The sequence below is a fragment of the Microcella sp. genome (assembly GCF_019739195.1).
Taxonomy (GTDB): Bacteria; Actinomycetota; Actinomycetes; order Actinomycetales; family Microbacteriaceae; genus Microcella.
Window position 1 is genome coordinate 1,831,941 of record NZ_JAHHDS010000003.1, and the last position, 20,909, is coordinate 1,852,849.

The window sequence follows — 20,909 nt, forward strand, 5'->3', positions numbered from 1 at the left end:
AGCTCCGCGCAGAATTGTTCGCGACACGCCGAAACCACAACATCTAGGGGAATGACATCGGTGTCATTCCATGTATATAGTGAGACCCCTAGCCGCCGGGGGCGGAGAATTGCAATCACGAGGAGGTCCGACATGGACAACGACAACGAGACCATCGGTGGCTACGCCGTGCCCGTCGACCCGATGGACATGCTGCAGTGCGAGAGCTGCCAGTAGCAGCCCGCTGACTGCACCCGCGGTCACCCAGCTTCAGTCGAAACCCCGGACCGCCGATGATGGCGGGCCGGGGTTTCGCATGACCGGGCCACCGGCTCGAAGGAGGGTTCATGAGCATCGCCGCTGATGCCGTGACCGTCGACGCCCGTGCGCGCCTGGCGAGTGATGCCGAAGTGCTCGACCGCGTGCACCGCACCCTCGGCCCCGTCGAGGTGGTCGACGAGCATTGGGGCACCGATCGCGCATCGCGCGTGCTGCACGTCATGACACGGGGCGGTGAGCAGGCGGTCGTCAAATGGCATCGGGATGCTGCGCCCCACCACCGCGAATCGACAGCTCTGCAGCAGTACGCCGTGGCGCTCGGCGGCGATGCCCCGCGCGTCGCCCTCAGTGACCCGGCCCTGCGCCTGCTCGCTCTTTCGCGCCTGCTCGGCGAGGCCGCTGCCGGCACGCCGCACGAGCGCGACGCCGACATCCACCAGCGTGCTGGCGACCTGCTGCGCCGGCTGCACGATGCCGAGCCCCCACGACGGCACGCGCTCTTCGGCCCGTCGATCGCCGCCGAGTTCGAGCGCTGGAGCGTCGCAGCCGAAAAGCTCTGGGGCGATGGCAGCGATCCGGCCGACGCGCGCGGCCAGCGGCTCGCCGACGAACGCGCTCGGGCTCGCGAGTGCATCGTCGCGGCCATGGACCTCGGCGAGTTCGACCACGTTCCCGTGCACGGGCGCTTCGAGCCCCGGCACTGGATCATCGACCCCGGCGGGCGGGTGCGCCTCATCGACTTCAGCCAGCTGCGGTTCGAGCCGCGCATCACCGACCTGGTGTGGCTCGAGTACGGGCCGTGGCGCGACGAGCCGTGGCTGCGGGCCGCCTTCCTGCACGGCTACGGCCGCATTCCGACCGAGCGCGACGAGCTCGCGCTGCGTGCCATCGCGGCGACGCGGGGTCTCGAGCTGCTCGTGCGCGGCGAGGCGCGCGGTCACGCCGCCGAGCGCACCCTGGGCCGCGGCATGCTCGACCGCCTGCTCGGCGCGACGCTCTTCTAGACCGCACCGCAGCATCCGCCCGCCACTGTGCCTCTTGCGCGCGAGTGAGCCCGTTCGCGACAGGCACACTCGCGCGCAACGGGCACTCTCGGCGGCAAGGGGGCGCGCCTAGACTGGTCGGGTGCCCGTGAATCCTGAACTGACCGAGCGCGCGTTCGCTCCGACCGCGCCCTACCTGGTGGGCCGCGAGAAGGTGCGGGAGTTCGCGCGCGCCGTGCTCGCCACCGCGCCCCTGCATCACGACCCCGAGGCGGCTCGTGCCGCCGGCTTCGCCGACGTCGTCGCGCCACCCACGTTTCCGATCGTCATCTCCGAGGCGACGCTGCAGCAGCTGCTGGCCGAGCCCGATGCGGGCATCGACTTCAGTCGAGTGGTGCACGGCGACCAGCGCTTCAGCTACTCGCGCCCGATCGTGGCGGGCGATGAGCTCACCGCGACGTTGCGGGTCACGAGCATCAAGACGCTCGGCGGCAACAGCATGGTCACGAGCGAGTCGGCCATGACCGACGCTGCGGGCGCGCACGTCGTCACGAGCATCTCGACGCTCGTCATCAGAGGAGACGAGTCATGAGCCTTCTCGACGGCCTCGAGGTCGGCCAGGTCGTGGCCGAGCGCACCGTGCACCTGACGCGCGACAGCCTGGTGCGGTACGCCGGGGCCAGCGGCGACTTCAACCCCATCCACTATCGCGACGATGTCGCGGCGCAGGTCGGGCTGCCGGGCGTTCTCGCTCACGGCATGCTGACGATGGGCGTGGCCGTGCAGCCCGTCATCGACTGGGCGGATGCTCGCGGCTGGGTCAGCGACTACCAGGTGCGCTTCACTCGTCCGGTCGTGGTCGACCCGGCGCTCGGCGCCGACCTGACGATCACGGCGAAGGTTGCGGCAGTGGAAGACGATGCAGCGCGCATCGACCTCACCGTGACGTTCGGCGGCCAGACCGTGTTGGGCAAGGCGCAGGTGCGCGTCACGACTCTGGCGTGACCGACATGCAGCTCGCCGAGCTCACCACCTTGCGCGTCGGCGGCCCCGCCGATCGGCTCGTCGAGGCGACGACCGACGACGAGTTGGTCGAGGCCGTGCTCGAAGCCGATGCCGCCGGCCGTGAGTGGATCGTGCTCGGCGGCGGCTCGAACGTGCTCGTCGGCGACGAGGGCGTGCCCGGCACGGTCGTGCTCGTGCGTTCGCGCGGCATCGAACGACTGCCCGACGTGGAGGGCTCGCGTCGACCGGTGCGGCTGCGCGTGCAGGCGGGCGAGCCGTGGGATGAGCTCGTGGCGTTCACCGTCGATCAGGGCTTCGCCGGAATCGAAGCGCTCAGCGGGGTGCCCGGGTCGACGGGCGCCGCACCGATTCAGAACATCGGCGCTTACGGGCAAGAGCTCGCCGAGAGCCTCGTGGCGGTCGAGGTGCTCGACATCGCATCGGGCGAGCGCCGCCGCGTGCCGGCACCCGAGCTGCAGCTTGGCTACCGCACGAGTGCGATCAAGCAGGGGTGGGCCGCGATCGTGCTCAGCGTCGACCTCGCGCTCGAGCGCGTTGAGGGCGCACGCAGCCGGCCGGTCGCGTACGCGCAGCTGGCCGATGCGCTCGGCGTCGAGATCGGCGACCGCGCACCGCTCGTCGGAGTGCGAGCCGCGACGCTCGCGCTGCGGGCGAGCAAGGGCATGGTGCTCGACGAGAACGACCCCGACTCGGTGAGCGCCGGCTCGTTCTTCACCAACCCGATCGTCAGTGAGAGCTTCGCCCGCACGCTGCCGGCAGACGCACCGAGGTGGCCGCAACAGCCCGAGCCGCCCTCGCTCGCCGTGCCACTGGGTGCTGAGCCCGCGAGCCCGCCGCCGCCCGTCGAGTCGACGGTGAAGCTCAGCGCCGCCTGGCTCATCGAGCACTCGGGCATCACTCGAGGGTTCGCACTACCTGGCTCTGCAGCATCCGTCTCGAAGAAGCACACCCTGGCCTTGACGAACGCGAGCGGTCGCGCGACCGCTGCCGAGATCGCGCAGCTCGCGAGCTATATCCAGACGCGCGTCATGAGCGAGTTCGGGGTCGTGCTGCACCCCGAGCCGGTCTTCATCAACCAGACTCTTTAGAGCAGCCCGCGCTGCATCGCGAGCGTCACGGCGCGCGTGCGGTCGTTGACGCCGAGTTTCTCGAAGGTGCGCAGCAGGTGCGTCTTCACGGTCGACTCGCCGAGAAACAGGCGTTCGCCGATCTCGCGGTTCGAGAGACCTTCGGCCACGAGGCGCAGCACCTCGGTCTCGCGCGGGGTCAGCGCGGCGGGCGAGGGCTCGCGCATGCGGGCGACGAGCTGCGCCGCGATCGCAGGTGACAGCGCCACTTCACCCGCGGCCACCGACCGCACGCCCGCGATGAGCTCATCGGCGGGTGCCGCTTTCAGCAGGTAGCCACTCGCCCCCGCTTCGATCGCCGAGAGGATGCTCGCGTCAGACTCGTAGGTCGTGAGCACGAGCACGCGCACCTCGTCGGCTTGCGCGCGAATCGCGGCGGTCGCGGCGTCGCCCGTGAGGCGGGGCATCCGCACGTCCATGACCACGAGGTCGGGCCGCAGCGCGAGCGCCTGCTCGACCGCGTCTTCGCCGTCGACCGCTTCGCCGACGACTTCGATGCCCGGCTCGGCCGCGAGCAGCGCCACGATGCCGGCGCGCACGACAGCGTGGTCGTCGGCGACGAGCACGCGGATCACTTCGCTCACGCCGTCACCCCCGCAGCGGGCAACTCGGCGACGAGGGTCGTGCCTGCGCCGGGTGAGCTCTGCACCGACATCGTTCCGTGCACGAGCGCGAGGCGATCGGTCATTCCGGAGAGCCCGAAGCCGTCGCGCGCGGTCGTGGGGTCGAACCCGATGCCGTCATCCGTGATCTCGACGCGCACCCGATGCGTGTCGCCCTCGGGCGCGGTCACCGTGATGGCGATGCGGGATGCTCGCGCATGCTTGCGCGCATTGCCGAGCGCCTCTTGCACGCAGCGCAGCACCACGACTTCGGTCTCGCGGTCGAGCGCGAGCTCGGCGGCCACGGTGCACGTCACCTCGACGCCGGTCTCGCGCGAGAATCGCTCGGCCAGCCGGTGCAGGGCCGATGCCAGGTCGGTGGTGTCATCGCCGAGGGCCGCGCTCGAGGCGACGAGCGCGCGCGTCTCGGCGAGCGTCGCCCGCGCGTTCTCTTCGATGATGCGTAGCGTCTCGCTGTCGCCGAGCTCGCGCCGGGCGCGCTGAGCGAGCATGACGAGCCCCGTGAGGTCTTGCGCGATCGTGTCGTGCAGCTCGCGGGCGAAGTGCTCGCGCTCAGCGGTCGCTCCCGCCTCGCGGTGCAACGCCTCGATCTGCGATTGCGCACCCTGCAGCTCGGCCAGCAGGCGACCGTTGCGGTCGCCCAGCTCGGTCATGTGGGCGATCCAGAAGCCCATGGCGAGGCTGAAGCCGAGCGAGATGACCATCGTGAAGGCGGTCTGCAGCAGGGCGTCGGGTGTCGTACCCAGGCTCACCAAGAACCCCAACGTGACGCCTGCCGAGATGACGATGTTCTGCACCACCGCCCGGCGGATCGACGAGCAGAACACCCAGGCGATCGGGTAGGCGATGCCCTGCGAGATGGCGAGCGTGGGTGAGGCGGCGACCATGAGCGTCACGGCGACGGCGACGGCCGCTACGAAGACCGGAGCCCCGCGCGGGTCGTCGACGCGCGGCAGGCCGAGGCTGAACCACCCTGCAACGAGCAGCGCGATGCCCGCCCCACCGAGCACGGCATCGACGGCATCATTCGCTGTGATGACGAGCATGACGCCGAGCAGCACCGCCATGCCCAGCACGGCGGCGCTCCACACTCGACGGGCGGTCATGCGCCCGAGCCTAGCCACGGGTGACCGACTCGGTCAGGGCCAGACTCGGGCGCAGCATCCTGACCCTCACGAATCTTTGCGGATCCAGCGGAAGGTGAGGCTCGTGATGACGAGGCCGACGACCAGCCAGATCGCGAGCACGAGGGCGATGCCCGGCAGATCCCACGACTCGTTCTGCTCGAGCACGACGAGCTCGTCGGGCAGGAACACGCTGCGCATGCCCTGCGCCATCCACTTGAGCGGGAACACCGAGGCCACATTCTGCAGCCACTCGGGCAGGTCGCTGAAGCGCAGATAGACGCCCGAGATGAACTGCAGCACGAGCGTGATCGGAATCACGACGGCCGTGGCGCTCTTGCCGCTGCGCGGCACAGCACTCAGTGCGATGCCCAGAATGGCCGAGCAGAACACGCCCAGCGTGAAGACCCACGCGAACGTCACCCAGTTCTCGGCGTTCTCGGGCAGTGGCACCTGGAACACCGTGAAGCCCAGCAGCAGCAGCACGCCGGCCTGCAGCAGACCCGTCGTGAACGACTGGCCGAGCTTGCCGATGAAGTAGCTCACGACCGGCAGGGGTGATCCGGCGAGACGCTTGAGCGTGCCGTCGCTCTTCTCCATCGCGATGTCGATCGCGAGGTTCTGCAGGCCGCTCAGCAGCACACCCGCTGCGAGCATGGCGGGTAGGAAGAACCACGCGGCGGTGATCTCGTCGCCGTCGGCGGTTTGCCCGAAGCTCGCCTCGCTGAACGAGACGGAGAAGATCGTGAGCATCACGACCGGGAAGAGGAAGGTGAAGAACACCGTGTCGCCCTGCCTGAAGTAGGCGCGCACTTCGTAGCCGATGCGCAGCAGCCCCAAGCGAATGGCACGGCCGATGGAGGATTCGGTGCGGGATGCCCGGGCCGGGCTCATCGTCGAGCTCGACTCTGTCGTGCTCATCGTGCTGCCTCCGTCTCGTTCAGTTCGTCAGCGCTCAGGTCGCTCGCGTGCTCGTGCCCGACCAGGTCGAGGTAGACGTCTTCCAGACTCGGCCTGATGACCTCGAGCGAGCCGGGCTCGGCGCCCAAACGGTTCACGAGCTCGGTGACGAGGGTTGCCGGGGTCGTGGTGCGCTGCTCGCGGCGCTCGCCGTTCTCGAGCCAGCGCACGAGCGGCACGCGCGACTCGCGCCCGCCGATCTCGTCGATCGGCGCGAGGTCGACCATGCGACCGCCCGCGATGATGCCGGCCCGGTCACCCAGCTGCGCGGCCTCGTCGAGGTAGTGGGTGGTGAGCAGAATGCTCGTGCCCTCGCTCTGCAGCGTGCGGATCAGCTTCCAGAAGCTGCGGCGGGCCTCAGGGTCGAAGCCCGTCGTCGGCTCGTCGAGAAAGAGCAGCTCGGGCGCGCCGACGATGCCGACGGCCACATCGACGCGGCGGCGCTGGCCGCCCGAGAGCTTGCGGATGAGTGACCCAGCCTTCTCTTCGAGCCCGACCGCGGCGATGACCTCGTCGACGTCGCGAGGGTTCGGGTAGAGGGCCGCGAAGTGCCGCAACTGCTCGGCGACAGTGACGTTGCCGCTCTCGCCGCTCGACTGCAGCACGATGCCGATGCGGGCCTTCCAGTCGAGACCGCCTCGGCCGGGGTCGGTGCCCAGCACGCGGGCGTCGCCGCTCGTGCGGTCGCGGTAGCCCTCGAGAATTTCGATGGTGGTCGATTTGCCGGCCCCGTTCGGGCCGAGCAGCGCGAAGGTCTCGCCGCGGTGAATATCGAAGGTGATGCCGTCGACGGCGGTGAAGTCGCCGTACGTCTTGCGCAGGTCTCGCACTTCGACGACGTTCTTGGGTGTTGTCATGCCCCCACTCTGCTCGCCAGACCTGAATGCGACAACGGCCGGTCGGCCCGACTCTGGGTCCACCGATCGGTGGACGGAGCATCCACCGATATTCATGAATTGCCGCCGGAATTCGATAAAGTGACGTCGCGCATAAAGTCGCGCAATGTGAGGGGGAGAAATTCCATGAAGCGCATTACGACTGAACTGGTCGACGACCTCGACGGCACCGTCATCGGGCCTGCCGACGGCGGCACCGTCACCTTCGCCCTCGACGGCGCGAGCTACGAGATCGATCTCGGCCGCGCCAACCAGCAGGCGCTGCGGGATGCTCTCGCGCCGTTCATCGCGAAAGCGCGCTCGACGGGCCGTCGTGCGAGCGCGGCGCCCCGCAAGCGGTCGGCCGCCAACGGTGACACCGCCGCGGTGCGCGAGTGGGCGCAGCGCAACGGCTACACGGTCGGCGATCGCGGCCGTATTCCGGCCGAGATTCGCGAGGCCTACGCTGCCGCCCAGCGCTGACGGCTCACCTCTCACCGTTTGCGACACGTCGCACGCTTTCGTCAGTACGAGGTGTCTGAAACAGTGCGACGCGCGACGGCGACCTAGCGCACGAGCACGAGCGAGAGCCCGATCGCGACCATGACGACGGCGATGCCGGCGTCGAGCCACCGCCACGCGCGAGGGGTCGACAGCCAGCGTGAGAGGTAGCGGGCGCCGAAGCCGAGCGCGGTGAACCAGGCGACGCTCGCGGCCATCGCTCCGGCGCCGAACACCCAGCGCGCATCGCCGTGCGTGCCGGCAATCGACCCGAGCAGAAACACGGTGTCGAGGTAGACGTGCGGGTTGAGCCAGGTCAGCGCGAGCGCGGTGAGCACGACGGTTCGTAGCCGTGCCTGAGGGGGAGCGACGGCGGTCGCGGCAACCGTCGTCGCGCCAGGTTCGGCAGGGCCCGGCTCGGGGGCGCCCGGCTCCTCCACCACGAGCGCGGCACGAGGGCGCCAGGCGCGGCGCGCGGCGAGCATCCCGTACCCGATGAGAAAGGCCGCACCCACCCAGCGCACGACCTCGACGAGCCAGGGAATCACCGAGAGTACCGCGCCGATGCCCGCGATGCCCGCGGCGATGAGCACGGCGTCTGACACCGCGCACACGATGACGACGGCGAGCACGTGCTCACGCCGGATTCCCTGCCGCAGCACGAAGACGTTCTGCGCGCCGATGGCGATGATGAGCGAGAGGCCGAGCCCGAAGCCGGCGAGTAGTACTGACATGAATGCCACGGTACGGCGAGTTCTCTGATGAATTCCAGTTCATGATTCTTCAGAGTCATTAGCATTGCTGTTCATGACGATCTCGCTCGAACTGGCACACACGATCGCCGCGATTATTGACGAGGGCACCTTCGAGAGTGCAGCGCGTCGTTTGCGCGTGACCCCGTCCGCGATCAGCCAGCGTGTTCGGGCGCTCGAGCAGCAGCTCGGTCGCGTGGTGCTGGTGCGGTCGAAACCGGTACGGGCGACGGAGGCGGGGACAGCGATTGTGCGTCTCGCCCGTCAGCTCGCCCTGCTCGAGCACGACGCGATGGCTGAGCTCGGTCTCGACGACGGCGGCACCAGTTCGCTCGCCATCGCCGTCAATGCCGATTCGCTCGCCACATGGTTTCTCCCCTCGTTGACCGCGGTCACCCACTCGCACGCGGTCGTCGTAGATCTTCACCGCGACGACCAGGACCGCACCACTGAACTGCTGCAGTCGGGCACGGTCATGGCGGCGGTGACGTCGCAAGCCGAACCGGTCGCCGGCTGCAGCAGTCGACCGCTCGGGTCGATGCGCTACGAGCCCTTTGCCGCGCCCGCCTACCTCGAGCGGTACAGATCAGATTCGACGGGCAGCGGATGGCTGCGCGATGCCCCCCTGGTGCAATTCGACCGCAACGACCAGTTGCAGCACACGTTCCTGGTATCCAAGGGGATCGACCCGGGCGACCCTCCCCGGCACGTCATTCCTGCCACACATGAGTTCGCCCAGGCGGTCGTGCTCGGCCTGGGCTGGGGCATGCTGCCCGAGGCCCAATCGGCAACCGAGGTGACGCGGGGAGCCCTCGTCAGGCTCCACGGCGACCCGATCGATGTGCCGCTCTACTGGCAGCAGTGGAATCTCGGATCGCCCGTCATGACGGCCATCGCCGATGCCGTTGTTGGAGCCGCAACACGCTCGCTGCGCCCGCCGTTGTGACGCTAGTCGGTGCCGAAGAGCGCCTGCAGGCGCTGGATGCCCTCCAGCAGGTCGGCGTCGCCGAGTGCGTAGCTGAAGCGCAGGTAGCCGCTGGGCCCGAAGGCCTCACCGGGCACGGCCGCGACTTCTGCGTGCTCGAGAGTCAGGTCGGCGAGCTCGAGCGAGGTCGCGGGAGTCGAGCCTTTCCACTCGCGGTTCAGCAGGCCCGTCACGTCGGGATAGACGTAGAACGCCCCCGTCGGCGTCGGAGTGACCATGCCCGGAATGCGGTTGAGCTCGGCGACGGCCACGCGGCGCCGCCGGTCGAAGGCCTCGCGCATCGTCGAGACCGCATCTTGAGGCCCTGTGAGGGCGGCGATCGCGGCGCGCTGCGAGATGTTGGCGACGTTGCTCGACAGGTGCGACTGCAGGTTCGACGCCCCGGCGATGACGTCGGCAGGGCCGACCATCCACCCCACGCGCCAGCCGGTCATGGCGTAGGTCTTGGCGACGCCGTTGACAAGAATGCACTGCTCGGCGAGCTCGGGCACGGCCTCGACGATCGAGACGGCGCGCACGCCGTCGTAGGTGAGCGCCTGGTAGATCTCATCGCTGATGACCCAGATGCCGTGCTGCAGCGCCCACTCGCCGATGGCCTTCGTCTGCTCAGGGCTGTAGACCGAGCCGGTCGGGTTCGAGGGGCTCACGAAGAGCAGCACCTTGGTGCGCGGGGTGCGAGCGGCCTCGAGCTGCTCGACCGTGACGAGGTAGTTCTGGTCGGCGCCGGCGAAGACCTCGACCGGAACACCGCCGGCGAGACGCACGACCTCGGGGTAGGTGGTCCAGTACGGCGCGGGCAGCAGCACCTCGTCGCCCTCGTCGACGATCGTCGCGAAAGCCTGAAAGACGGCCTGCTTGCCGCCGTTGGTAATGATGACGCGGCCGGCGCTCGTCTCGAGCCCCGAGTCGCGCGCCGTCTTCTCGGCGACAGCCTCGCGCAGCTCGGGAAGCCCGGCGGCGGGCGTGTACCGGTGGTTCTTCGGGTCGCGCGCGGCGGCGACGGCGGCCTCGACCACGTGGTCGGGGGTCGCGAAGTCGGGCTCGCCCGCGGCGTAGCTGATGACGGGCCGGCCAGCGGCCTTCAGAGACTTGGCCTTGGCGTCGACCTTGAGGGTCGCAGATTCGCTGATGGCGGCGATGCGGCGGGCGATGCGTGCAGAGTCGGCGGTCACGGCCACGATTCTACGGCGGCCGCGCGGCGGGTGGGCGAGCGCCGGGGCGAGTGGATGCTCGCCCGCCGATTTGCAGAGCATCCGGTGTCGCTTACACTGGGAGACGGTAGTTGATTCCTGCCATGCTTCGGCATGCCCGGGATCAGCCGCTCACCGCAGAGGGCGGTGGCTCAATTGGTAGAGCAGCGGTCTCCAAAACCGCAGGTTGCAGGTTCGAGTCCTGTCCGCCCTGCACAGTCGCCGGCTCGGCGCACCTCTCGACGTGTCGAGAGCGTGCGCCGGGTGAGGCGGTGTGCACCACCAGACCGAGAAATCCGTGCGAGCGACGAAGGTAGAGCATCACGTGAGCAGTGTGATCGACGACCAGGGCGGCGAAGATGTCGTCGCCAAGGCGAAGCGTGACCGTGCTGAGAAGCGCGGACCCTTCGGTCGTTTCGCGCTCTTCATCCGCCAGGTGCTCAATGAGCTCAGCAAGGTGGTCACCCCCACCCGCCGCGAACTCATCACCTACACGCTCGTCGTGCTGGTGTTCGTGATCATCATGATGGCGATCGTGTCGGGCCTCGACATCGTGTTCGGCTGGCTCGTGTCGTTCGTCTTCGGAGACGGATCGGCTGTGCTCGGCCAGTAGGCCAGCACCCCGACCGCTCACCCGCACTGCAAGGAAAGAGAAACCGTGACTGAGAAGCTGCCCAGCGAGCTCGACCTCTCGACTGCCGCCGAGCAGTCGTCTGAAGAGGACGAGGCTCAAGAGGGCAACACGATCGACGCCCAGCTGCACTCCGCCGACCCGGCCGAGCACAACGCGATGCACATCGAGGAGGAGAGCAGCGAGCCCGACTTTGAAGGCCTGCTCGACGCCCTTGAGGCCGCTGTCGACCCCGAAGCAGACTCGATCGTCGACGACGCGCTCGACATCGACTCGGCCGATGAGGCCGAGGCTGCTGCCGAGGCAACGCACGACGAGGCCGATGACGAGAGCCGTGACGCCGAGGCCGACGAGGCCGAGGTCGACCCCTATGAAGACTTCAAGCTCGAACTGCGCATGAAGCCGGGCAAGTGGTACGTCGTGCACTCGTACGCGGGCTTCGAGAAGCGCGTCAAGCAGAACATCGACAACCGCACCATCTCGATGAACATGGAAGAGAGCATCTTCGAGGTTCAGGTTCCGATGGAAGACGTCGTCGAGATCAAGAACGGTCAGCGCAAGCTCGTCACGCGCGTGCGGATTCCCAGCTACGTGCTCGTGCGCATGGAGCTGAACGAAGACAGCTGGTCGGTCGTGCGGCACACGCCGGGCGTCACGGGCTTCGTGGGCAACGCCCACAACCCGACCCCGTTGCGCTTCGACGAGGCCTTCCAGATGCTCAAGTCGACCGTGCAGATCGCGGAGGCTCCGGCCAAGGCGGGCGGCTCGAAGGGCGGCGGCCTCGCGGCTCGCGTCATTCCTGCCGAGATCGACTTCGAGGTCGGCGAGACCATCACCATCAAGGAGGGCTCGTTCGCCGGGCTCCCCGGCACGATCAGCGAGATCAAGCCCGAGAGCGGCAAGCTCACCGTGCTCGTCTCGCTCTTCGAGCGCGAGACCCCGGTCGAGCTGTCGTTCGACCAGGTCACCAAGCTCTAATACCGATAGATGACCGCGGCACGCAACGGGCGTGCAGGCGGGAGCGCAGCATCCACCTGGATGCTGCTCGACACGAAAGAAGAAGAAAAATGGCACCGAAGAAGAAGGTCACGGGTCTGATCAAGCTGCAGATCCAGGCCGGCGCCGCCAACCCCGCCCCGCCCATCGGGCCGGCGCTGGGTCAGCACGGCGTCAACATCATGGAGTTCTGCAAGGCCTACAACGCGGCGACCGAGTCGCAGCGCGGCAACGTCATCCCCGTCGAGATCACCGTCTACGAAGACCGTTCGTTCACGTTCATCTTGAAGACGCCGCCGGCCGCCGAGCTCATCAAGAAGGCTGCGGGCGTGCAGAAGGGGTCGTCGACTCCTCACACGGTCAAGGTCGCCAAGCTCACCAAAGAGCAGGTGCGCTCGATCGCCGAGCAGAAGCAGGTCGACCTCAACGCCAACGACATCGAGGCAGCGGAAAAGATCATCGCGGGCACTGCCCGTTCGATGGGGATCACGGTGGAGGCGTAATCATGGCATTCAAGTCAAAGGCATACCGGGCCGCGGCCGACAAGATCGAAGAGGGCAAGTTCTACTCCCTCGACGAGGCAGTGGCCGTCGCGAAAGAGACCGGTTCGAAGAACACCAACTCGACCGTCGAGGTCGCCCTCAAGCTCGGGGTCGACCCGCGCAAGGCCGACCAGATGGTGCGCGGCACCGTCAACCTGCCGCACGGCACGGGCAAGACCGCTCGCGTCATAGTCTTCGCGACCGGCCCTGCGGCCGAGGCCGCGATCGCGGCGGGCGCTGACGAGGTCGGCGGCGCCGAGCTCATCGAGAAGGTTGCCGGAGGCTACACCGCCTTCGACTCGGCCGTCTCGACGCCCGAGCTCATGGGCCAGGTCGGCCGTCTCGGAAAGGTGCTCGGCCCCCGCGGCCTCATGCCCAACCCGAAGACCGGCACCGTGACCCCGGATGTGGCCAAGGCTGTCACCGACATCAAGGGCGGCAAGATCGAGTTCCGCGTCGACAAGCACGCCAACGTGCACTTCATCGTCGGCAAGACGGCGTTCACGCACGAGCAGCTGAGCGAGAACCTCAAGGCTGCGCTCGACGAGGTCATGCGGCTCAAGCCGTCGAGCTCGAAGGGCCGCTACCTGCAGAAGGGCTCGGTCTCGACCACGTTCGGCCCGGGCATTCCGCTCGACGTCAACGCTGTCTAGTTCGACAGCCCTACCCGTGAAGGCCCCGCTTCGGCGGGGCCTTCTGCGTGTGCCCAACGACACTCGCGACTCGTGTTCGCAACTCAGGCTGACGGTTCATCGGTGCGGTATCACCACTGCACATCTGTCGTCTCAGCCTGAGTTGCGAACAGCGCCGGGCAGAATGGGGGGATGCTCGAGACCACTGCGTCGATCCGACGAGCCCGGGCGGCGGAGTCCGGGGCGCTACACGACCTCGCGGCGCTGACCTTTCCGCTCGCGTGCCCGCCGTCGACGACCGAGGCGGCGAAGGCTGAGTTCATCGAGCAGCATTTGAGTCGGGCGGCCTTCGAGCAGTACCTCGCTGACCCGCACCGGCTCGTGCTCGTCGCCGACAAGGGCGACGAGCTCGTGGGCTACGCGATGCTCGTGCACGGTGAGCCGGCCGACCCTGACGTCGCGGGCGCGGTGCAGCATCGCCCCACCGCCGAGCTGAGCAAGCTCTACGTGCATCCCGAGCTGCACGGCGGCGGAGTCGCCTCGGCGCTCGTCGAGCACGCGCTGCAGGCCGCGGTCGATGAGGGTGCTGTGAGCGTGTGGCTCGGCGTGAACATCCACAACGCCCGCGCGAACCGGTTCTACGAGAAGGCGGGCTTCGCGATCGTCGGCACCAAGGGGTTCAGGGTCGGCGAGACGATCGAAGACGACTTCGTGCGTGAGCGCCAGCTGGTGTTCACGGGCGTCACTCGCGGGCGACCTCGATAGCGATCTTTCCACGCGTGTGACCCTCGTCGATCAGTCGGTGGGCTTCGGCGAGCTGTTCGAGTGGCACGATGCGGTCGAGGTGCACGCGCAGGTCGCCCGCGTCGAACATGCGGGTCAGCACCGCGAGGGTCGCGGCGCTCGGCGACAGCTTGTAGGTCGTTGCGCGCACGCCGGCAGCCGCAGCCTCGTCGAGCATCGACGGCCAGCTGCCCGTCGGCGCATTCACGATGAGGCCGCCGGGCCGCAGGGTCTTCAGCGAGCGCGAGCCCGTGTCATCACGAACATTGCCGATGAGGTCGATGACGACATCGTGCTGCGAGACCTCGTCGTCGAAGCGTGACGTCGAGTAGTCGATGACGCGGCTCGCCCCGAGCTCGCGCACGAACGACACATTGCGTGTCGAGCAGGTGGCTGTGACGGTCGCGCCGAAGTAGGCAGCGAGCTGCACGGCGAAGTGGCCGACACCGCCCGCTCCGGCATGGATCAGCATCTTCTGGCCATGGTGGGCCCGAGCGACGTCGACCACCATGCCCCACGCGGTGAGGGCGGCGAGTGGCACGGCGGCCGCCTCGGCGAAGCTCAGGCTCGTCGGCTTGGGCGCGAGGAACATCTCGGGCACCGAGGCGTACTCGGCGTGCGTGCCATCGAATCGCGGCACGAGCGTCATGCCGTAGACCGCGCGACCCGGCTGCAGGGCGTGGGCCTCGTAAGCGGGCTGCTCGACGATACCCGCAAGATCGTGGCCGAGGATCACCGGATACGAGCGGATGGCCCTCGCGGCCCCCCGTCCGGCCCGCGTCTTCGCATCGATCGGGTTGATGCTCGACGCGAGAACGCGCACGAGCACCTCCGCCCCCGCCCGTACCGGAATCGGCCACTCGGCCTGCTCGATCACGTCGGGCCCCCCGGCCCCTGTCGCCACCATCGCGCGCATCGTCGTCATCGCGGGTTTCCTCCCCTTGCTTGGCGTCCAGTGAACACGATGCGGGGGTCGGGCGTGTTAACGCCGTGTCACGGTGCGAAGAAAGTGAATCGACTGGTCCCCCTTTCTGGGGACCGGTTCACCCCCAGAGGGGGGACTGCGAAGGGTGTTCGCTTAACGCACACTGGATGCATGGGGGACACAACCGGTCCCCCACAGTGCGGACACCCTGACCCGAACAGGGCCTGCCCGCACTGAACCCGAACTCCGACCCGAGGTGATAGCCATGATCTCCATTCCCCTGGTGATGATCGCGTCGGTGACCGGCTTCTTCGGCCTCATGGCCGCTATCGCCGGCGCCGGCGGGCGTAAGTCGCGCGGTGCGCACCGCGCCTGAGCCGCCCGAACCGGCTCCCCGAGCCCCGGCCCGCTTCCCCTCGCGGCCGGGGCTCGACTTGTCTCCGCCCGCGAGCGACCTCGCATGGCCGCCTCCAAGCAGGCTCATAGGTTCTTCGGGCTGACTGTGATCATGGCTGACGACACGCTCCCCGAGGTACCCCGGCTCACACGCCCCGACGGTTCGCCCGTGCGTGCTCTCGTCGTCGATGACGAGCCCTCGCTCGCCGACCTGGTCTCGATGGCGCTGCGGTACGAGGGGTGGGATGTTCGCACCGCGCTCACCGGACAACAAGCGCTGCAACACGGCCGCGAGTTCGCGCCCGACGTCGTCGTGCTCGACATCATGCTGCCCGACCTCGATGGCCTCGAGGTGCTACGGAGACTGCGCGCTGACGGCACCGACGTACCGGTGCTCTTCCTCACCGCGAAAGACTCGGTCGATGACCGCGTCGTCGGGCTCACGGCGGGCGGCGACGACTACGTCACCAAGCCCTTCAGTCTCGAAGAGCTCGTTGCCCGACTGCGCGGCCTGATCCGCCGCAGCGCGCTCGTCGTGAGCGAGCGGGCCGACCCCGAGATTCGCGTCGGTGACCTGGTGCTCAACGAGGAGAGCTACGAGGTGCGGCGAGGAGACACTGAGGTCGAGCTCACCGCGACCGAGTTCGAGCTGCTGCGCTACCTCATGCGCAATCCGCGTCGCGTTCTCAGCAAGGCGCAGATTCTCGATCGCGTCTGGAGCTACGACTTCGGCGGCCGGTCGAGCATCGTCGAGATCTACATCTCGTACCTGCGCAAGAAGATTGACAGCCTCGGCCCCGCGATGATCCACACGGTGCGCGGCGTCGGCTATCTCATCAAGCCGGTCAGCTGATGGCGAGCGGCTGGTCGCTGCGCCAGCGACTGGTCGCAGGCATCCTGGTGCTGCTCATGATGGCGACCCTCGCGATCGGCGTGCTCAGCGTCTTCTTCGTGCGCGCGAATCTGGTGGCCCAGCTCGACGAAGAGCTGCGCATCACGACGAGCCGCCTCGAGCGCATCGCCGCACCCGGGCGCGGCCCCGCCTCGAGCTTCGAGGGGCCTGGACTGCCCCTCGGCTCGCTCATCGGTGTCGTGCAGAGCGATGGCTCGGCCGTCGCGGCGTACCTCGACGACAACGCCGTGGTGCGCGAGCTCTCGCCCCTGCAGGTTCGAGTGCTCGCCGCCCGTACCTCTGGCGAGCCCGACACCGTGCGGCTGCCGAATGGTCTCGGCGAGTTCCGCGTACTCACGACGGCGACCGACAGCGAGACGCTGCTGATCGTGGGCATCTCGATGCGCGAGGTCACGACGACGGTCGCGCGACTCGGGGCCGTCATAGCCGCCATCCTCGGCGGAATCCTCATCGTCGCCGCCATCCTCGGCCGCGAGGTCGTGCGGCTCGGTCTGCGCCCGCTCACGCGCGTGCGCGAGGCCGCGACTGCCGTGACGGCCTTGCCGCTCGATCGCGGCACGGTCGCGCTCGCCGAACGACTGCCGACGCTCGACACCGACCCGAGCACCGAAGTCGGCCAGCTCGGCGCGGCCTTCACCCGCATGCTCGAGCACGTGCAGAGCGCGTTCGACGCCCGACAGGCGAGCGAGCAGAAGGTGCGGCAGTTCGTCGCCGACGCAAGCCACGAACTGCGCACCCCGCTCGCGGCCATCCGCGGCTACAGCGAGCTGACCCGCCGCACGGGGCACGAGCTTCCCGACGATATTCGCCACGCCCTGTCGCGCATCGAGTCGGAGTCGGTGCGCATGTCAGAGCTCGTCGACGACCTACTGCTGCTCGCCCGGCTCGATGAGGGCCGAGAGCTGCGCCGTGACCCGGTCGACCTCGCCTCGGTCGTCGCTGATGCGCTGGCGGATGCTCGCGCGACCTCGCCCGCCCACGACTGGGTCGAGCGCCTGCCGAGCACGCCCGTCATCGTCGCCGGCGACCAGCACCGGTTGCACCAGGTGGTCGCCAACCTGCTCGCCAACGCGCGCATTCATACCCCTGAGGGCACGCGCGTGACGGCCGCACTCGGCGTGCTCGAGCGACGCGCGATCATCACCATCACCGACACCGGCCCGGGCATTCCGCCTGACGTGCAGCCCGTGCTCTTCGAGCGCTTCGCGCGCGCCGACACCTCGCGCTCGCGCGCGACGGGCTCGACCGGGCTCGGCCTCGCGATCGTCTCGGCGGTGGTGCAGGCGCACGACGGCGAAGTCACCTTCTCGTCACGACCGGGGGAGACCGTCTTCCGCGTGAGCCTGCCGCTCGGCCGGCCGCAGGGCGCTCACCCTGCCGCCGCCAGCGCCGGTTCTGCTGCGTCGAGCACGTAGTCTCGACGCATGCGCATCGCCGTCACCGGGTCAGCCGGCAAGCTCGGGCAGGCCGTCGTCGCCCACCTGGTCGAGACCGGGCACTCCGTGACCGGGCTCGACGCCGTCGGCGCACCGGGTGAGGGGTTCGTGCGCGTCGACCTCACCGACACCGGGCAGGTGCTCGATGCGCTGGCCGGGGTCGAAGAGCGCTATGACGGGCTCGACGCAGTCGTTCACCTGGCAGCGAGCCCTGCGCCGGGCATCCGCCCCGATACGGTGCTGCTGCAGGACAACCTGGCGATGACGATCGCCGTCTTTCAGGCTGCTCGCCGAGCCGGCATCGCCCGCATCGTGCACGCCTCGAGCGAGACCCTGCTCGGGCTGCCGCTCACCGAGCCGCCCCCCGCGGTGCCGATTGATGAGGGCCAGCCGACTCGCCCGAACTTCATGTACGCGGTCGGCAAGCACCTCGAAGAAGAGCTCGGCCGCAAGCTCTGCCGCATCGACCCTGCCCTCTCGATCACGGGGCTGCGGTTCAGCAATGTGATGGCGCCCGACGACTATGCCGAGTTCGCGTCGTGGCAAGACGACCCGGCGGTGCGCCGCTGGAACCTCTGGGGCTACATCGACCGTCGCGACGGCGCGCACGCGGTCGAGCGAGCGCTGGCCGTGCGCGGCCCCGGCTACGAGACCTACATCATCGCGGCCGCCGATACCGTCATGCGTCGCGATTCGGCCGAGCTCATGGCGGCAGAATTCGCGGATGCTCCGCTCACGCGCCCGCTGGTCGGCCGCGAGACCCTGCTCTCGATCGACGCCGCGCGGCGCGACCTCGGCTACGCGCCGAGCCACTCGTGGCTCGACCACGCCTGACACTCGACCCCTGGTTTTGGACTGCAGGCTCGCGTGACGTATGCTGGCCTCTTGCCATAGACCGCCGGTTGTCGTCATGCCTGCTCGCAGACACTGTTTGCTCGCAGAACATGATGACCGAAGGTTCGCACGCTTCTCTCGAAGCGGACGACGGCCCGCGCAGGTGTACAGAACTGATACCGAGCATCCCGCTCTCTGACGGGGTGATCGAAGAGGCTCGTGCGCATGCGCAGGGGCCTTTCGTCATGTGTGCCGGGTTCGCGCCGCTCCTCGAGCAGCGCTCCGCGCGGTCGTGGTGAGACCCACGACAAACATTGAGGAGCACCATGGCGAACAAGGAAGCATCGGTCGCCGAGCTGAAGGAACTGTTCTCCAGCTCGACTGCCGTTCTGCTCACCGAGTACCGCGGTCTCACGGTCGCGCAGCTGAAGACGCTGCGCAGCACTCTCCGTGCAGACGCGTCGTACGCCGTGGTGAAGAACACGCTGACCAAGATCGCGGCGAACCAGGCAGGCATCGATTCGCTCGATGACATGCTGGCTGGTCCCTCCGCGCTGGCGTTCGTGCACGGAGACCCCGTGACCGTCGCCAAGGCCCTGCGTGACTTCGCCAAGGCGAACCCCAACCTCGTGGTGAAGGGCGGCTACCTCGACGGTAAGCCTCTCGACGCCGCCGAGGTCACCAAGCTCGCCGACCTCGAGAGCCGAGAGGTGGTGCTGGCGAAGCTTGCCGGCGCCGTCAAGGCCTCGCTGTTCGGCGCCGCCTACATGTTCAACGCACCGCTGGCTCAGGCCGCGCGCGCGGTGGACGCACTGCGGCAGAAGCAAGAGTCGGGCAACTAGTTCCAGCTGTCCGGTCGACGACCAACCACACCAACCCTGCAAGAAGGAGAAATCATGGCCAAGCTCAGCACTGACGACCTCATCGAGGCGTTCAAGGAGCTCTCGCTCATCGAGCTCAGCGAGTTCGTCAAGAAGTTCGAAGAGGTCTTCGAGGTCACCGCAGCGGCGCCCGTCGCCGTGGCCGCGGCCGGCCCCGCCGGTGGCGGCGCCGCCGCCGAAGAGGTCGAGGAGAAGGACTCGTTCGACGTCGTTCTCGAGGCCGCTGGCGACAAGAAGATCCAGGTCATCAAGGAGGTGCGCGCCCTCACCAGCCTCGGCCTCGGTGAGGCGAAGGCTCTCGTTGACGGCGCCCCCGGTGTCGTGCTCGAGGGCGCGAACAAGGAGGCCGCCGAGAAGGCCAAGGCTCAGCTCGAAGAGGCTGGCGCCACCGTCACCCTCAAGTAGTCACCGACTGCTCACCGAAAGCCCCGCCCGTCGTCAGACGGCGCGGGGCTTTCGTGCGTGCTGGCTCGTGGTGCCATACGTTGGGATTCAGCGCTGGGCGGGGCGCTGCGCGGCGGTACTGGTGCGCACGGTGAGGGCGGTCGGCAGCAGCACGTGCTCATCGGGCGGCGGAGCGTCTGCGTGCTCGAGCTGACTGAGCAGCAGTTCGACGGCGCGCGCTCCTTGGCCACCGGGCTCTTGCACGAGCGTGGTGAGGCCGAACATGCCGGAGAGCGGATGACCGTCGACTCCGATCACCGACAACTCGCCAGGAACGGAGATGCCCAGCTGGCGTGCCGCCACCATGACGCCAATGGCGATCTCGTCGCAGCCGGCGAAGATCGCAGTCGGTCGCGTGCGCGGATCGCCAAGAACGGCGAGCCCGACCGTGAAGCCGCCCTCGATCGAGAAGTCGGCCTCGCGGAAGTCATCGTCAATCGAGATGCCGGCGTCGGCGAGCGCGCGGCAGAAGCCCGTGTAGCGCTGCGAGTGCACACGGAAGTCCATCTGCTCGTTCTGGTCGCCGCCGATGTGCAGAATGCGCTTGTGACCGAGGCTGATGAGGTGCTCGGTGGCGAGCCGTGCCGTCTCGACGTCATCGATCGACAGAGAGGGAATGCCGTCGATGCGCCCGCCGATGCCGACGAGCGGCTTGCCGAGCGACTGCAGCATCTGCACCTCGTGCGGGCTCAGGTCGATGGTCACCGAGATGACCGCGTCGACGCGCTTGCGCACGAGGAAGTAGTCGAACACCCTGCGACGAAGGTCACGGTCGGTACTCAGCCGGTACAGCGTGAGGTCGTAGCCGGCGCGGATCAGCGCGGCCTCGATGCCCTCGAGCACTTCGGCGAAGTACCAGCGGTTGATGTAGGGGATGACGACGGCGACATTGCGCGTGCGGCCGGTGACGAGGCTCGCCGCCGTGCTCGACACGACGTAGCCGAGTTCAGCCGCCGCCGATTCGACGCGTCGCCGCGTGTCTTCTGAGACGTAGCCACGGCCACTGAGAGCGCGCGAGGCCGTCGACTTCGACACCCCGGCGATGCGCGCCACGTCAGCGAGGATGCTCATGGCCTCGGGCCCTCCATTGGA

At 68.4% G+C, this 20,909-nt stretch carries 24 protein-coding genes and 1 tRNA gene; 17 read left to right on the plus strand and 8 right to left on the minus strand.

Annotated features, from left to right (window positions below; translation table 11 throughout):
- Positions 1-326: 326 nt before the first annotated feature.
- The 4 genes from KL788_RS10700 (at position 327) to KL788_RS10715 (ending at position 3,355) form a co-directional block, all read left to right on the plus strand.
- Entirely contained in the window at positions 327-1,262 is a 936-nt protein-coding gene (locus KL788_RS10700; protein ID WP_293171235.1) for a hypothetical protein, read from the plus strand.
- Between the two features lie 121 nt (positions 1,263-1,383).
- On the plus strand, positions 1,384-1,833 hold the full coding sequence (locus tag KL788_RS10705) for a MaoC family dehydratase N-terminal domain-containing protein (protein ID WP_293171238.1): 450 nt from the start codon (positions 1,384-1,386) through the stop codon (positions 1,831-1,833).
- Entirely contained in the window at positions 1,830-2,246 is a 417-nt protein-coding gene (locus tag KL788_RS10710) for a MaoC/PaaZ C-terminal domain-containing protein (RefSeq protein ID WP_293171241.1), read from the plus strand. The genes KL788_RS10705 and KL788_RS10710 overlap by 4 nt, the downstream gene beginning before the upstream one ends.
- Positions 2,243-3,355 carry a UDP-N-acetylmuramate dehydrogenase gene (locus tag KL788_RS10715; RefSeq protein WP_428846119.1) on the plus strand — a complete coding sequence of 371 codons (1,113 nt, stop codon included), beginning with the start codon at positions 2,243-2,245 and terminating at the stop codon, positions 3,353-3,355. The genes KL788_RS10710 and KL788_RS10715 overlap by 4 nt, the downstream gene beginning before the upstream one ends.
- Here KL788_RS10715 and KL788_RS10720 read toward each other — a convergent pair.
- The 4 genes from KL788_RS10720 to KL788_RS10735 form a co-directional block, all read right to left on the minus strand.
- Entirely contained in the window at positions 3,352-3,969 is a 618-nt protein-coding gene (locus KL788_RS10720; protein WP_293173303.1) for a response regulator, read from the minus strand. The genes KL788_RS10715 and KL788_RS10720 overlap by 4 nt on opposite strands.
- Before the next feature lie 5 nt (positions 3,970-3,974).
- Positions 3,975-5,123, minus strand: coding sequence for a sensor histidine kinase (locus tag KL788_RS10725; RefSeq protein ID WP_293171244.1), 1,149 nt, complete (start codon positions 5,121-5,123; stop codon positions 3,975-3,977).
- A gap of 66 nt (positions 5,124-5,189) precedes the next feature.
- Positions 5,190-6,062, minus strand: a complete 873-nt coding sequence (locus KL788_RS10730) for an ABC transporter permease (protein WP_293171247.1) — start codon at positions 6,060-6,062, stop codon at positions 5,190-5,192.
- Entirely contained in the window at positions 6,059-6,958 is a 900-nt protein-coding gene (locus KL788_RS10735) for an ABC transporter ATP-binding protein (RefSeq protein WP_293171250.1), read from the minus strand. Before KL788_RS10735 ends, KL788_RS10730 begins: the two co-directional genes overlap by 4 nt.
- Positions 6,959-7,123: 165 nt before the next feature.
- On the opposite strand from KL788_RS10735, the gene KL788_RS10740 reads away from it, so the two are divergent.
- The gene (locus KL788_RS10740) at positions 7,124-7,459 is read left to right on the plus strand and encodes a histone-like nucleoid-structuring protein Lsr2 (RefSeq protein WP_293171253.1); all 336 of its coding nucleotides are present in this window, start codon (positions 7,124-7,126) and stop codon (positions 7,457-7,459) included.
- Positions 7,460-7,542: 83 nt separating this feature from the next.
- Here the strand turns inward: KL788_RS10740 and lysE are convergent, their stop codons facing one another.
- Positions 7,543-8,211: an L-lysine exporter gene (gene lysE / locus KL788_RS10745; RefSeq protein WP_293171257.1), complete on the minus strand. Its 669-nt coding sequence runs from the start codon at positions 8,209-8,211 to the stop codon at positions 7,543-7,545.
- A gap of 73 nt (positions 8,212-8,284) precedes the next feature.
- On the opposite strand from lysE, the gene KL788_RS10750 reads away from it, so the two are divergent.
- The gene (locus KL788_RS10750) at positions 8,285-9,175 is read left to right on the plus strand and encodes a LysR family transcriptional regulator ArgP (protein WP_293171260.1); all 891 of its coding nucleotides are present in this window, start codon (positions 8,285-8,287) and stop codon (positions 9,173-9,175) included.
- Between the two features lie 2 nt (positions 9,176-9,177).
- Here the strand turns inward: KL788_RS10750 and KL788_RS10755 are convergent, their stop codons facing one another.
- Entirely contained in the window at positions 9,178-10,386 is a 1,209-nt protein-coding gene (locus tag KL788_RS10755) for a pyridoxal phosphate-dependent aminotransferase (protein ID WP_293171263.1), read from the minus strand.
- Between the two features lie 159 nt (positions 10,387-10,545).
- Here KL788_RS10755 and KL788_RS10760 point away from each other — a divergent pair.
- The 6 genes from KL788_RS10760 to KL788_RS10785 all read left to right on the plus strand — a co-directional run bounded on the left by KL788_RS10760 (position 10,546) and on the right by KL788_RS10785 (position 13,970).
- Positions 10,546-10,618 (plus strand) — tRNA-Trp (locus tag KL788_RS10760).
- A 111-nt stretch (positions 10,619-10,729) separates the two neighbouring features.
- Positions 10,730-11,017, plus strand: coding sequence for a preprotein translocase subunit SecE (secE, locus tag KL788_RS10765; RefSeq protein ID WP_293171266.1), 288 nt, complete (start codon positions 10,730-10,732; stop codon positions 11,015-11,017).
- A gap of 45 nt (positions 11,018-11,062) precedes the next feature.
- Positions 11,063-12,013 (plus strand): transcription termination/antitermination protein NusG, encoded by a 951-nt coding sequence (gene nusG / locus KL788_RS10770; RefSeq protein ID WP_293171269.1) that lies wholly within the window; start codon positions 11,063-11,065, stop codon positions 12,011-12,013.
- Between the two features lie 89 nt (positions 12,014-12,102).
- Entirely contained in the window at positions 12,103-12,534 is a 432-nt protein-coding gene (rplK, locus tag KL788_RS10775; RefSeq protein ID WP_293171272.1) for a 50S ribosomal protein L11, read from the plus strand.
- Positions 12,535-12,536: 2 nt separating this feature from the next.
- Positions 12,537-13,226, plus strand: a complete 690-nt coding sequence (rplA, locus tag KL788_RS10780) for a 50S ribosomal protein L1 (RefSeq protein ID WP_293171275.1) — start codon at positions 12,537-12,539, stop codon at positions 13,224-13,226.
- Between the two features lie 171 nt (positions 13,227-13,397).
- On the plus strand, positions 13,398-13,970 hold the full coding sequence (locus KL788_RS10785; protein WP_293171278.1) for a GNAT family N-acetyltransferase: 573 nt from the start codon (positions 13,398-13,400) through the stop codon (positions 13,968-13,970).
- On the opposite strand, the gene KL788_RS10790 is transcribed toward KL788_RS10785, so the two are convergent.
- Positions 13,948-14,913 carry an NADP-dependent oxidoreductase gene (locus KL788_RS10790; RefSeq protein ID WP_293171281.1) on the minus strand — a complete coding sequence of 322 codons (966 nt, stop codon included), beginning with the start codon at positions 14,911-14,913 and terminating at the stop codon, positions 13,948-13,950. The two genes, KL788_RS10785 and KL788_RS10790, sit on opposite strands and share 23 nt — an antisense overlap.
- A gap of 508 nt (positions 14,914-15,421) precedes the next feature.
- On the opposite strand from KL788_RS10790, the gene KL788_RS10795 reads away from it, so the two are divergent.
- The 5 genes from KL788_RS10795 (at position 15,422) to rplL (ending at position 19,778) form a co-directional block, all read left to right on the plus strand.
- The gene (locus tag KL788_RS10795) at positions 15,422-16,162 is read left to right on the plus strand and encodes a response regulator transcription factor (RefSeq protein WP_293171284.1); all 741 of its coding nucleotides are present in this window, start codon (positions 15,422-15,424) and stop codon (positions 16,160-16,162) included.
- Positions 16,162-17,637 (plus strand): sensor histidine kinase, encoded by a 1,476-nt coding sequence (locus KL788_RS10800; protein WP_293171287.1) that lies wholly within the window; start codon positions 16,162-16,164, stop codon positions 17,635-17,637. Before KL788_RS10795 ends, KL788_RS10800 begins: the two co-directional genes overlap by 1 nt.
- A 9-nt stretch (positions 17,638-17,646) precedes the next feature.
- Positions 17,647-18,492, plus strand: coding sequence for an NAD-dependent epimerase/dehydratase family protein (locus KL788_RS10805; RefSeq protein WP_293171290.1), 846 nt, complete (start codon positions 17,647-17,649; stop codon positions 18,490-18,492).
- Positions 18,493-18,818: 326 nt separating this feature from the next.
- Positions 18,819-19,334, plus strand: a complete 516-nt coding sequence (rplJ, locus tag KL788_RS10810; RefSeq protein WP_293171293.1) for a 50S ribosomal protein L10 — start codon at positions 18,819-18,821, stop codon at positions 19,332-19,334.
- A gap of 54 nt (positions 19,335-19,388) precedes the next feature.
- Positions 19,389-19,778 carry a 50S ribosomal protein L7/L12 gene (gene rplL / locus KL788_RS10815; RefSeq protein ID WP_293171297.1) on the plus strand — a complete coding sequence of 130 codons (390 nt, stop codon included), beginning with the start codon at positions 19,389-19,391 and terminating at the stop codon, positions 19,776-19,778.
- Positions 19,779-19,865: 87 nt separating this feature from the next.
- On the opposite strand, the gene KL788_RS10820 is transcribed toward rplL, so the two are convergent.
- On the minus strand, positions 19,866-20,888 hold the full coding sequence (locus KL788_RS10820; protein WP_293171300.1) for a LacI family DNA-binding transcriptional regulator: 1,023 nt from the start codon (positions 20,886-20,888) through the stop codon (positions 19,866-19,868).
- Positions 20,889-20,909 lie beyond the last annotated feature (21 nt).